Annotated in this window: 11 protein-coding genes and 1 pseudogene; 8 read left to right on the top strand and 4 right to left on the bottom strand. The window is 32.5% G+C overall.

The window, feature by feature from the left end:
* Positions 1-45: 45 nt before the first annotated feature.
* A complete protein-coding gene (locus CHB81_RS18205) occupies positions 46-417 on the bottom strand; it encodes a flagellar motor protein MotB (protein WP_089353267.1) in 372 nt (123 codons plus the stop codon).
* Positions 418-864: 447 nt separating this feature from the next.
* Between CHB81_RS18205 and CHB81_RS18200 the strand changes: the two genes are divergently transcribed.
* From CHB81_RS18200 to CHB81_RS18180, 5 genes are read left to right on the top strand one after another with little or no spacing between them, the layout of a single operon-like run.
* Positions 865-1455, top strand: coding sequence for a hypothetical protein (locus tag CHB81_RS18200; protein ID WP_132022416.1), 591 nt, complete (start codon positions 865-867; stop codon positions 1453-1455).
* Between the two features lies 1 nt (position 1456).
* The gene (locus CHB81_RS18195) at positions 1457-2284 is read left to right on the top strand and encodes a hypothetical protein (RefSeq protein WP_089353265.1); all 828 of its coding nucleotides are present in this window, start codon (positions 1457-1459) and stop codon (positions 2282-2284) included.
* A 6-nt stretch (positions 2285-2290) separates the two neighbouring features.
* Positions 2291-2758 carry a hypothetical protein gene (locus tag CHB81_RS18190; protein WP_089353264.1) on the top strand — a complete coding sequence of 156 codons (468 nt, stop codon included), beginning with the start codon at positions 2291-2293 and terminating at the stop codon, positions 2756-2758.
* 10 nt (positions 2759-2768) lie between these two features.
* Positions 2769-3674 (top strand): DUF6175 family protein, encoded by a 906-nt coding sequence (locus CHB81_RS18185; protein WP_254921163.1) that lies wholly within the window; start codon positions 2769-2771, stop codon positions 3672-3674.
* Between the two features lie 6 nt (positions 3675-3680).
* On the top strand, positions 3681-4622 hold the full coding sequence (locus CHB81_RS18180) for a hypothetical protein (RefSeq protein WP_089353263.1): 942 nt from the start codon (positions 3681-3683) through the stop codon (positions 4620-4622).
* Positions 4623-4792: 170 nt separating this feature from the next.
* Here CHB81_RS18180 and CHB81_RS18175 read toward each other — a convergent pair whose 3' ends face one another.
* The 3 genes from CHB81_RS18175 to CHB81_RS18165 form a co-directional block, all read right to left on the bottom strand.
* Positions 4793-5179: a secretion protein gene (locus tag CHB81_RS18175; RefSeq protein WP_089353262.1), complete on the bottom strand. Its 387-nt coding sequence runs from the start codon at positions 5177-5179 to the stop codon at positions 4793-4795.
* A gap of 373 nt (positions 5180-5552) precedes the next feature.
* The gene (locus tag CHB81_RS18170) at positions 5553-5960 is read right to left on the bottom strand and encodes a secretion protein (RefSeq protein WP_089353261.1); all 408 of its coding nucleotides are present in this window, start codon (positions 5958-5960) and stop codon (positions 5553-5555) included.
* A gap of 675 nt (positions 5961-6635) precedes the next feature.
* Positions 6636-7055, bottom strand: a complete 420-nt coding sequence (locus CHB81_RS18165; RefSeq protein WP_089353260.1) for a T9SS type A sorting domain-containing protein — start codon at positions 7053-7055, stop codon at positions 6636-6638.
* 450 nt (positions 7056-7505) lie between these two features.
* Here CHB81_RS18165 and CHB81_RS18160 point away from each other — a divergent pair, with 450 nt between their 5' ends.
* The 3 genes and pseudogenes from CHB81_RS18160 to CHB81_RS18150 form a co-directional block, all read left to right on the top strand.
* Positions 7506-8378: an AraC family transcriptional regulator gene (locus tag CHB81_RS18160; RefSeq protein WP_089353259.1), complete on the top strand. Its 873-nt coding sequence runs from the start codon at positions 7506-7508 to the stop codon at positions 8376-8378.
* 390 nt (positions 8379-8768) lie between these two features.
* Positions 8769-9629, top strand: coding sequence for an alpha/beta hydrolase family protein (locus tag CHB81_RS18155; RefSeq protein ID WP_089353258.1), 861 nt, complete (start codon positions 8769-8771; stop codon positions 9627-9629).
* A gap of 430 nt (positions 9630-10059) precedes the next feature.
* Positions 10060-12350, top strand: a pseudogene (locus tag CHB81_RS18150) (PKD domain-containing protein); the annotation flags it as partial.

Genomic DNA, 12350 nt, shown 5'->3' with positions numbered 1-12350 from the left:
AAACTTTCTTTTACCGTTTAGTCAAGCTTAATTGCCTTTACTTTTTCAGGATTTTTTAGGCTTGCGTTTCAATTTTGCAAGTATGGCATCGGCTTTTTCATTTTGACAGATGAATTGTAAAGCGTCAGCATAACGATAATAATATATGGGGTCTAAATCAGATGTCAAGGCAAACAATTCACCGTACCATACCGCAGCTTTTTCCAGTTTACAATTAGAATAAGAAGAATTTCCTAATTTTTGGAATAAATCTACTGATTTATAGCCTTTTGCAGCAACTTTTTCGTAGGTCTCTATTACATTAACATAAACGTATTTGTCACTTACTTTATCGGTTACATAGTTTTTTTCATTTTGCGCAGAAATACGAAATGAAAAAATTGTTAGTAGTGCTAAAAGAACTATTTTTTTTTGCATAAGTAGTAGTTTAAAAAAATGTTAGGGGCACTCATTTTTTTCCTTTATTGAATAATTTATAATGTAAGAAAATTTCATCTTTTTGTTTAAAAGGGTAATTTTTGTTTGCAAATGTATGTAAATCAATGACATAAAAACATAAGTAAGTGTTTTTTTTAGGAACAAAGCACATTAAAAATCTTTATTCTGCAGTGATTTGAAGTAGTGAAACTTCTCAAAAACGTCTTATTTGGACAACAGTATTTGTTTTGAATTATAGCAAGCAAAAAAAAAATCAGGAAAAATAATATTAAAAAAAAATGGTCTGAATGTGGAAAGCCGTAAAAGGATTACAAAGATTACATTTATTTTAGCACAACGAAGGTGGAGTTCAGAAACCACTTAAATAAACGAGGAGTTCCTGAAAATCCTAAAGAGTAAGAAAACAAAAATAAAATACCACCAATCATGATTACAAAATTATTTTACAAAACGGCTCTTTGCCTTGGTTTAATCTTAGTAATGCAACAAAATTGTTTAGCACAAGCAAAAACAAAAGATGAATTAAAAGCAGAACGTGAAGTTTTGAAATCTGAAATGAAATCTAAAGATTCAGAAGAGCGTAAAGCAAAATTGGAGAAATTAACTGCACCTAAAACTTCAGGTATCTCAAGTGTTGACGGGCTTGCATCAAATTCAACTCAAATGTTAACTTCTACAAAAGAAATTAATACATTAGTTCCTGAAATGTACAAAAGAACTGTTGGAGAATCTGTTGACGGTGTTGCAGATGTAACGGTTAAAAAACCAACTTTAGATGAACTTAATACTTTAGGTTTAAACATTGCAACACAAATTAAAACAGTATCAGATGCATCAGCAACTGTTGCGACAGCTTCAACTGATTTAAAAAGTGCCGGAATGATGCAAGCGCCTAAAGGAGCAAAATCATTAAGCTACTCAAAAGATGTTATGGCTTTAGTTTTACCAGAATTAAACTTAAACTTAAAAGTGGTAAACAATCTAATCTCTACTTTAAAATCATCAGGAAACTACTAATATGAGAAATTTTAATTTTCTTTTGTTACTGTTTGTGAATAGTCTGGTAGGCTATTCACAAGGGGTAACAAAACCCGTTATAGGTGTTGCTCAATTTACTTCTGAGGTAGACTCTAAATATTCAGGAGCAGTTGCTGAAAAAGTAGTTCAGATTGTTACTAATTCAAGACGTTTTACTGTTGTCGACAGAACAAGTTATGATAAAGTGAAAGACGAATTGGAATTTCAAAAAACAGAGGCTTTTCTTGATAGTAAAAACACTGCAAAACAAGATGCTGCCCTGGCGGCTGAAAACATGATCATTGGAAATATATTGAAAATGAGCGTGTATGCAATGAAAAATACAGATGGCAGTGTAAATGGTTATAAATCCAGTGTTGCTTTTACTTTAAAAGTAAATGAAGTAGAAACTGGAAAAACAACAGAAGCCGAAAGTTTTCAAACAGAAGTTAGTCCGTTAATGTTATCTCCTGAAAGTGCTGTAAATGAAGCTCTAAAATCTATTGAGCCTAAATTGAGTGCCTATTTTATCAAGACATTTCCATTAACAACTAAGATTAGTAAAGTCCTGGCTACAAAAAAAGAAGCGGCTTCGACTGTTTTAATTGCTGGTGGTAAAGAATTTGGTTTTAAAGAAGGTGACAAACTAATTGTTGAAAAAAACGAACTGATTGACGGTAAACCTTATCCATCGCAAATTGGGGAATTAAAAGTAGTTAAAATTGCTGGAAGTGATTTTTCTGAGTGTTCTGTTTCAGACGGAGGAAAAGAAATTTTAGCAAGATTTAATGCCGCCGAAAAATTAACGTGTAAACTAATCGTAAAATAACATAGTATGATTTTACAAAAAAGAATAAGTATTGTTATTCTGTTCTTATTTTCAGTAATACATGGCTTTAGTCAAAAAACAGTTCCAGCTTCTCCGGTTAATTATCTTTCCGGAAACGCAGGAACCATTACAATGAGAGCAATTGGTACAGGTGGAAATCAACAAGACGCAATTAGTGAAGCAGAAAAAAGTGCTATCAACGTATTACTTTTTAGAGGACTTCCGGAATCAGAGCAAAAAACGGCTTTAATTGGCAGTAATGAATCTGAAGAAATAGAAAAGCATAAAGAGTATTTTGATAAGTTTTATACTCAAAAAAGATATAAAAGCTTCATTATGTCGAGTATTCCGGTAGGCAAGTTTGCAAGACAAAACGGAGGTAAGAAAAGTTTGCCTTTGGATGTTAAAGTCAATTTAGCGGCACTACGAGCAGATCTTGAACAAAATAACATAATCCGCAAGTTTGGATTTTAAAATAAAAGATATGAAATATAAAGGTATTAATTGCATTGTTTTATTTGTAACGTTATGCGTTACAAATTTTGCGTTTGGTCAAAATGCGGCAACAAGTACAGGCGGGCAAGTTGTAACAGTTCAACCTAAGATCATGGTGATTCCTTACACAAGAGAAGGAGAAGATTTGCGAACTGTTCTGGAAGACGATCCAAATAAAAGAATTGCAATAACTAAAATAAAAGAAGGTTTTGACAGCAGAGGTTTTACAACTGTTGATTTTATTGCAAAATTAAAAGCAGCTAAGGATAATCATGTTTTTACTTCTGATAATCAAACTGATATAAAATCTCAGATTGTTCAAATGTCTGGTGCTGATGTGTATGTGCAAGCCGAAGTCATTATTGATAATGCAAGTTCTGGAAATTCAGTTAAATTAATTTTAACAGGTTATGAAGCATCAACCGGAAATTCATTAGCAAATAAAGTTGGTGAAAGCGGAAGATTTTACACAGAAGACTACAACAAATTAGCTTCTAAAGCTGTTGAAAGTTGTATTCAGGATTTCTTAAATGTAATGCAAGCCAAATTTACAGATATTGTAAACAATGGTAAATCAGTAATTGTTGACATTAGTTTTGATGCAGGTTCTCAACATAATATGTCATCAGAAATTGGTTCGGATGGTTTGCCTTTATCAGATCAGATTGAGGCATGGATGGAAAAGAATGCATTCAAAAATAATTATCATATCCAAGGTACAACAGATTTGAAAATGATCCTTGACGACGTTAAAATTCCATTAAAAGATCAGGCAACCGGTAATAATTACAACCCGAATAAATTTGCTCTTGAACTTTTTAAATTCTTTAAAGGATTAGGATTGCAACCAGCAAAAGATGTTAAAAGCAGTACTATTTACATTACAATTAAATAAATAGAGATGAAAAATATTTACTTTATAATAATCGCTTTGTTTTTTTCATTGGTATCAAAGTCACAAACAAGTAAGGATATCGGAAAAATTTCTCTTTCGGTAGTTGTTCCTGAATATATGGAGGATTTAAGTGAATCTCAGCTTTCAAAACTAGATACAAAAATTTCTCAGATCGTGACAGCTTCAGGATTGTCTGATTCAGGTTATGGCAACAACTTTGTTATTTATCCAAAATTTGCGGTTAATGAAACTAGTGTTGTTGAAGGCGGAATGCAAAACATTACAGTAGTTTCTGTTGATTTTAGTTTATTTGTGAAACAAGTAGATAATAATATTTTGTTTTCAACAATTAGTAAAACGATCAAAGGGAGTGGAAGCAGTAAAGAACTGGCACTCACAAACGCAATTACCAAAATTGCAGCAAACGATGCCGGGTACAAAAAGTTTATTGATGAGAGTAAAACTAAAATTTTTCAATATTATGAAACAAAATGCTCTGATCTTATAAAAAAATCAGACGGATTTGTAAAAACACAACAATATGAAGAAGCTTTAGGTTTGCTTATGTCGATTCCTGATGCCGTGAGTTGTTATAGCCAGGTTCAGGTAAAAGCAATCGAAGCATACAAAGGTTTTCAAAAAAAGAATTGTGCTAAACAAATGCAATTGGCGAGAAATACAATCGCAACAAATGATTATGTCGAAGCATTGAATATTTTATCTGAAATTGATCCTTCTTCTCCTTGTTTTAAAGAGTCACAAACTATCGCAAAAGTCGCTGAAGGAAAAGTGAATGCAGAGGAAAAAAAGCAGTGGGATTTTCAAATGAAACAATATAATGATGAAGTAAGTTTAGAAAAGCAAAGAGTTAATGCTATAAAAGATATTGCTGTTTCGTACTATAAAAGCCAAACATCAGATATTAATTATACAGTAATTGTAAAATAGAAAAGCTGTAGTGAATTTAGCTTTATCTATTATTACTACTTCATACCCTGATTTGTTTCTTGATATTTATACAGATCATTTTATTTTGATCTGATTTAGAATAAGAAAAGGGAAGTAAACAAAAAAGCATCAGCCGTGGCTGATGCTTTTAATTTTTTAGGGCAAAAAAATTAACGACGGAAAGAAGGACTTTCGTTTACCGATTCGTCAAGCTTAACTGCTTTTACTTTTTTAGCTGCAACTTTAATTTCGTGTTTTACAACTTTACTGCTTTCTTTTACTTCTAATGTATAAGTTCCAGAAGGAAAACCTTCTAAGCTTATTGTTTTTGAAATCTCTAATTTGTCTGCAGCAGAATCTCCTTTGTAAACTAAATTATTGTTTTCATCATAGATAGAGAAAATTGATTTTTCAATGGTGTTTATAGCAAAGCTAACTACTTTTCCATTTCCGGTTTTTATATTTAAAATATAATCACCTTTTCCATCAATTGCATAAGTAAAAATTGTTGTTAAAAATACGGCAACAACTAAGCCCATTTTGATAAATTTTGTCATGTCTTTTTTAATTGTTTATTACTATTTGAGGCGAGCCCAAAACTAAAAATTAAAATTTAATTTTATGCAAAAAAATCACTTTTTTATAAGTCTAAATTGCTGAATTAAAGATGTTTCAGAGTTTTGGCTGAACTATGTACGTAATTACTGGGCTCGTAGATGTTTTTTTTAGTATTTTTTTAACCCCGTAAAAACCAGTCTTTTGAAATTATTAAGAATAGTTTTTCAAAAAAGATAAGTTGAGTGAGAGCCGGAAAAAAATAGGCATAAAAAAACAGCTCGAGAACGTCTAAGGAGCTGTTTTTTGAAGACTATTATTTTAATTTTTCAATAAGTCTAATCTCACTTTTAGACTTCCTGAATTCAGAATTTTTTAGCGTACTGCAACGCTGGATTCTTTAGCAGAAAAACCTGCTTTGTAAACTGAAGAAACTGCTTTTTTAGACAAAACCGTAGTATCGTCAGTTATTGTAATTTCATGTTTCACTTTTTTTACATTATCTTCAACTTCAAGATAGTAAGTTCCGGCTGGAAATTCTTCTAAACTAAAAGTTCTCAAAATCCCGTCTTTACCTGAAGCAGATTCAGCATAAATTAGAGTACCATCTTTGTCATAAATTGCTAAACTGGCCTTTTTTACCTGATTAAGGGCAAACGTAATCAGTTTTCCATTCGTTTTTATTACGTGAAGATTAAAATCTTCATTCCCGTCGATTGCATAAGTACTCATTCCTGTGAAAAGTACAGCACATACTAAACTCAATTTTAAAATCTTTTTCATGGTATTTAGTTTTTAAATTAATAGTTCTAATTCTCTGATGCTAAATTACTTATCAAATACATATTTTCTCACAACTCTATTTGCTGATTTCGATGCTGTATTCTCATTTACGAAACCGATATAGGTTAAAGTTTGAATTATATTTATCGTATTTGTTAATTTGATTATTATTTTTCAACGTTTTGTATGGATTAAGAGAATGTAAATTTATCCGTGTTTCTTACAAAAAGAATGTATAGAAAAAGATTTAACCGCAAAGCACGCAAAGGTTTTTTTATTCTGGATTGAGTATAATAAACTCAAAGTTCGCAAAGCTTTGTGTTGACTTAGCTTTGCGAACTTTGCGTTTGTATTAAACTTTGCATATAAAAACCTTTGCGTGCTTTGCGGTTAAAAAAAACTTTGCGACTTTGCAAGATTAAATATAAAAACCTGTGCGTACTTTGTTATTAAAATTAAGTAGAGAGAAAAAGTCTTTGCGTGTTTTGCGGTTAAAAATTAAGCATAAAGAAAAAAACTTTGCGCCTTCGCGCCTTCGTGGCAATCTTCCAAAAAAGTATAAAGCAAAAAAAAACAGCTCAATAACCACAAAGAGCTGTTTCTAAAACTATACAGTTTTTAAACTTTACTAACTATCTAACCTCATTTTTATACTGTATGCGAGTATAAACTTTTCTAGCGTACTACTACGCTTGTATTGTTTGCAGAGAAACCTGCTTTATAAACAGACGAAACTGCTTTTGATGATAAAACCGAAGTGCCATCAGTAATAGTAATTTCGTGTCTTACTTTTTTTGCATTATCTTCAACTTCTAAGAAATAAGTTCCAGTTGGCAATTCCTCTAAGCTAAAAGTTCTTAAGATTCCGTCTTTACCTGAAGCATTTTCAGTATATAGTACAGTACCTTCTTTATCATAAATTGTCAAGTTTGCTTTTTTAGTCTGATTCATAGCAAACGTGATCATTTTTCCATTCGTTTTTAATACATGAAGATTAAAATCGTTATTTCCGTTATCATTTCCATCAATTGCATAAGTACTCATTCCTGTCAAAAGCACTATACATATTAAGCTTACTTTTAAGATATTTTTCATAACTATTGTTGTTTAAGTTTTTACTTCTAATTTTCTGATGCTAAATTACCTCAGGGATTAGTATTTTTTCACAACTGTATTTTCCAATTTATATGCTATATTCTCATTTACGAAAGCGTTATAGGTTAAAATTTGAATTATTTTGATCGTTTTAGTTAATTCAGCTATTATTTTTTAACCTTTTCAAATTTATTAACAATTTTTGAATTATCCAATATTCTTACAAAAATTACTATATACTTATAAAATCTTTGATTAAATGAGATATATTTAAAAAATTAAGGATAAAAAAATCAGTCTTGAAAAAATAGCCGAATAATCTCCGTTTTTATCCGTTGAGTTTTGCTGTTTTTTGTGCTGTATTCTCATTCACGAAACCGATATAGGTTAAATTTTAAATTATTATAGGTGTTTTTGTTAAATTTGCTATTATAATTTAAAGATATTATCATGAAGACTATCGCCCCGGCTCTTGAAGTGATATCAAACTCCTACGGAAGCTCTTTTACCTACACGAAACACGCCGAAAAGACCAACAGTAAAGCTCATTTATGGCATTACCATCCGGAGATTGAATTGGTCTTTATAAATGGTGGAGCAGGAAAGAGACAAATAGGAAGCCACGTTTCTTATTATACCAATGGTGATTTGATTTTAATAGGTGCAAATTTGCCACATTGTGGTTTTACGAACGAACAAACGGGAAACAAAAACGAAACCGTTATTCATATTAAACCGGAATTTTTGGGGAATGATTTTTTTATCGCTCCAGAAATGAAAAAGGTTCATAATATTTTTAAACAGGCCAAAGTTGGAATTGCTTTTGGCGGAGAAACTAAAAAACATATTGGCAAGAAAATCGAAATGATGGAGCATCAGCTTCCGTTTGAGCGCTTGCTGACACTTTTGAGTATTCTGGACGAATTAGATTCTTCACAAGATTATACTGTGCTTAACGCCGATGGTTTCTCGCTGGAATTGCAAACACAGGACAGCGACCGAATCAATATAGTTTTCAATTATGTAAAAGATCACTTTCAGGAATCTATTGCAATAGATGAAATTTCGAGTCTGGTGAGTATGACCACGCCCTCATTCTGTCGTTATTTCAAAAAGATTTCAAACAAAACTTTTACTGAATTTGTAAATGAATATCGTTTGGTTCACGCCTCAAAACTTCTGGCTGAAAAACCAATGAGTATAAATGAAGTGTGCTACGAAAGCGGTTTTAATAATTTCAGTCATTTTAGTAAATCCTTTAAGCAATATACAGGTAAAAGTGCATCGCAATACCGTCACGAACATAAGATTATTATTAGCTAAGATAAAATTTGCCCACGGATTTTACGGATAGAGCGGGTTTTCGCAGGTTTTTTTTGCCACGAATTTCACAAATTAGCACGAATTGAATTATTGTGAATAAGTGAAATTCATGGCAAACTTTTTTTCTACAACTAATATTCTAATAACATCATTTTAATCTTTGGTAAAAAATATCCAGCATATCAATTAGTGAAAATTAGTGTAATTCGTGGCAACTCTTTCAGCACAAAGAAAAAATCCTTCTAATCTGTGCATCCCGATAGCTATCGGGAGTGGCAGAAAAAATATCACAAATTCATAATTCAACACCTTAAAAAACGGGTCGGATTTTTCATATAATTAATTCGAAAAAAGGGTATATTTACAATCCTTAATCGAAAAAAAATAAATATGAAAAACTTTAAAATCTTAGTATTTACGGTTCTTTTGTGCGTCTCGTCTATGAGTTACGCTGCAAAAGTAGATACATTACAAGTTGCCAGTACAGCAATGGGCAAAACCTACAAAGCCGCTGTTGTATTGCCAAATTCGTATGCTAAAAGCAAAACTACTTATCCGGTTATGTATTTGTTGCATGGCGCTTACGGACACTTTAGCGACTGGTTGAAAAACACACCAAATAAAAAACTAGTACAGAATTTATCAGATCAATACAATATCATTATTGTAATGCCAGAGGGAGAAGTTTTTAGTTTTTATCTCGATAGCCCCGTAAATCAAGGTAGTCAGTTTGAGACTTTTATTACGCAGGAAGTAGTTCAAAAAGTAGATAAAACATATAGAACAATAAGCAACAGAAGTGGGAGAGTGATTACAGGACTTTCGATGGGCGGTCACGGTGCTTTGTATTTGTCGGCAAAACATCCCGATTTATTTTGTGCTGCCGGAAGTATGAGTGGTGCAGTTGATATGAGTGTGATGCTAAATAGAGAATCATCGGCGCAAGTAGTAAAATTAATGCAGCCTGTATTTGGCGACAAAAGCGATAGCTCAGAAATGTATGCGCAATATGCGGTTATCAATATGCTCGATAAAATTAAAGCCAACAAACTACCCCTGATTATAGATTGTGGAGTAGATGATTTTTTAATAGAACCCAATAGAGAATTACACCGAAGATTGGTTTATAACAAAGTAGAACACGATTATACCGAACGTCCTGGAGCACATACCTGGGATTATTGGGAAAATTCATTGCCATATCATGTGTTGTTTTTTAGTAAAATACTTTTTAAACCCAAAACGAAGTAATTACGAAATTAATATTTTTTAATTAACAAGACTTTTAATAGTTTAATTTAAAGTCTATTTTTTGAGATATTGATAAAAATCAGAGCTTTATTTTATTTTTTAAAATTTATAAAGTTCTGATTTTTATTTTTTTAAAATATTATATACTACTTTTCTTATTGTTGCATTCCGTTCGTCGATTTTATTTGAATGATATCGATTTTACTTCTTTTTAAGTAAGAGCATTTACGTTATTAACTAATTTTAACAAATGTTTTTACCCCATGATCGTTAAAGTCAGATTTTTTCTGAGGGTCAATTCTTTTTAAAAGAGTTTTTAGATTTTGTACTTCATAACTTTTTGAAGATGGTTTATTATTTTTCATGTAATTTCCAAATCTGTAAACTTCCGCGTTTTTACTAGTGTAATGGTATTTTAAATACTATTATTATGAAAAAAACTATTTTTTATCACATGAAGATTACACGTCATGAATTGTGTAAAATCTTTCGTTGTTCTTTTACTAATTTAATTTTCCCAAATTTCAATTTGATGAAAATTATTATGCACAAAAAGTATCAATTTTACTTGACGGTACTTTTTATGCTATTTGCTTTCCACCCTTATTTGTATTCGCAAGCCATATCAGGAGCAGCTGTAAAAGCTAATTTTGGTATTGATGCTGACGTTTATGCAAACAAAGAGCAATTTTTAGTTCCCCCTACGACTTCTGGTATTTATGATGACTGGTTTTTTAGTTCAGCTTTTGCTGCTGGAACCGGCGAAAATGTTATTGATCAGACTAATGCGGCAGGGCTAAAAACATCAATCCAATCGAATAATAATTTTACATTTGAAAAAAGAATGTCGAAACCAAAAAATACTATGGTTGGTAATTTTTTGTGGATTGATGCCGTTTACGGGCGTGATGGAAATTCTACACAAAACAACAGCGACTCAAGTATTTTTTCTGGAAATTCTAATAAGAATGGTGATAATCCTACCACTTGGGCTTTAGGCTCAGGTAGTATTCCTCAAAAAGATGATATTGTTGATGTATTCGGTTATTTGAAAAGAGATTTATCTCCAGCTGCATTAGCAATTAATCCTAACGGAGTTTTATGGGGATATGGAGGAGCATCTAAAATTTCCTCTGATGGGAATTCACATTTTGATTTTGAATTTTTCAGAACAGAAGTTACTTTTAACGGTGGAGCTTTAGTTGGTACAGGCGGTCAGTCTGGACACACAGCATGGACTTTTGACGGCACCGGAAAAATACTTGTTCCAGGGGACGTAATTGTCGCCATCGATTTTGAAAATGGTGGTACAAAACCAATCGCTAGTGTAAGAGTTTGGATGTCTAGTGCTGATGTAGCTTCTTTTAATTCAAAACCAAACAGACCTTTTGATCTTACCGGTGTTTTTGACCAGGGTAATGGTGCACCTCCTTACGGATATGCAGAAATAAATGCAAAAGGCGGAGGTATTAATGGAGATGTTTTTGCAGTTGTTAATGTAACTGCTTCTACATTAGGGCCACCTTGGGGAACTTTGAGAGGTTCGCAAGCCTCTTTTCAAAATGATTTTGAAGCTTTGCAGTTTGCAGAGTTTGGACTTAATTTGACAGCCTTAGGATTAGATAGTAGAAATATTAATCAAAGTCCCTGCTCAAATTTATTAGGTTCACTATTAGTAAAAACAAGATCTTCATCTTCATTTACTTCAGAATTAAAAGATTTTTCAGGACCATTTTTATTCGGAAACATTACTGATGTAGCCGTAGTAGGTAATGTTAGTAACCCATTAACCTGTAATAATCCAACAGCAACTTTAACAGCAACACCAACTCCTGCAAATGCTATTATAAAATGGTACGGACCTTCACCTGATGGTATTGCCGATGGGCCATTTATAGCAGGAAATGCACCGGTTGTATCTGTTAAAGGGGTTTATACCGTATATGCATATACTAATTTAGAAGGCTGTTTTGCAAAAAAAACCGTCACAGTTCTTGAAAATAAAGTACCGCCAAATGTTAATGCAGGAAACGATAAAGCCTTAACTTGTTTGATAACATCAATACAATTGTCGGGCTCATCAAGTACACCTAATGCTACTTATTTATGGAGTACAGTGGACGGGAATATTGTTTCGGGCGGTACAACTCTAACCCCAACGATTAATAAAGCAGGAACTTATACATTAACAGTCACCGACCCAATAAATGGATGTCCGGCATCAGATACCGTAACTATTACGGATACTCCGCCAACACCTATTAATATAGTTTGTCCCGGAGATAATATAAAAAGTTCTTGTACATATGCTGATCAGACTGCAGTTAATGCTGCTTTCGAAATCTTTAAACAAGGTTTTTCAGCTTCAGGAGGTAACGGAACTTTAACAATTACAGGATTAGAGAATTTGACTCCTCCGGCTTTATGTGGTGGATCTGTAACTGTAAATTACAACGTTACTGATGCTTGCGGATTACAGAAATCTTGCTCAGCTACTTTCACTATCACCGCTCCGGCGGAAGTAATTCCGGTATCACCGGATCCGTTTACCGCTTCAGCTTGTGCTTATGCAGATCAGGAGGCTGTAAATACAGCTTTCGAAACCTTCAAACAAGGATTTAGCGTAAGTGGAGGTTGTGATCCGAAAGGAGTTTTTCAAGGTAATCCTGTTGCACCCAACTTATGTCAGGGCGGAACCACCAGTGTAAGTTATGTGATTAC

The organism is Flavobacterium sp. ov086 (assembly GCF_900187965.1).
Classification (GTDB): Bacteria; Bacteroidota; Bacteroidia; order Flavobacteriales; family Flavobacteriaceae; genus Flavobacterium.
The sequence above is the reverse complement of the archived record's forward strand: the minus strand, read 5'-3'. Positions and strand labels throughout refer to the sequence as shown.

What these genes read in the sequence shown, in the direction of transcription:
- CHB81_RS18205 (WP_089353267.1), bottom strand. Translation starts at nt 417, where the DNA reads ATGCAAAAAAAAATAGTTCTTTTAGCACTACTAACAATTTTTTCATTT.
- CHB81_RS18200 (WP_132022416.1), top strand. Translation starts at nt 865, where the DNA reads ATGATTACAAAATTATTTTACAAAACGGCTCTTTGCCTTGGTTTAATC.
- CHB81_RS18195 (WP_089353265.1), top strand. Translation starts at nt 1,457, where the DNA reads ATGAGAAATTTTAATTTTCTTTTGTTACTGTTTGTGAATAGTCTGGTA.
- CHB81_RS18190 (WP_089353264.1), top strand. Translation starts at nt 2,291, where the DNA reads ATGATTTTACAAAAAAGAATAAGTATTGTTATTCTGTTCTTATTTTCA.
- CHB81_RS18185 (WP_254921163.1), top strand. Translation starts at nt 2,769, where the DNA reads ATGAAATATAAAGGTATTAATTGCATTGTTTTATTTGTAACGTTATGC.
- CHB81_RS18180 (WP_089353263.1), top strand. Translation starts at nt 3,681, where the DNA reads ATGAAAAATATTTACTTTATAATAATCGCTTTGTTTTTTTCATTGGTA.
- CHB81_RS18175 (WP_089353262.1), bottom strand. Translation starts at nt 5,179, where the DNA reads ATGACAAAATTTATCAAAATGGGCTTAGTTGTTGCCGTATTTTTAACA.
- CHB81_RS18170 (WP_089353261.1), bottom strand. Translation starts at nt 5,960, where the DNA reads ATGAAAAAGATTTTAAAATTGAGTTTAGTATGTGCTGTACTTTTCACA.
- CHB81_RS18165 (WP_089353260.1), bottom strand. Translation starts at nt 7,055, where the DNA reads ATGAAAAATATCTTAAAAGTAAGCTTAATATGTATAGTGCTTTTGACA.
- CHB81_RS18160 (WP_089353259.1), top strand. Translation starts at nt 7,506, where the DNA reads ATGAAGACTATCGCCCCGGCTCTTGAAGTGATATCAAACTCCTACGGA.
- CHB81_RS18155 (WP_089353258.1), top strand. Translation starts at nt 8,769, where the DNA reads ATGAAAAACTTTAAAATCTTAGTATTTACGGTTCTTTTGTGCGTCTCG.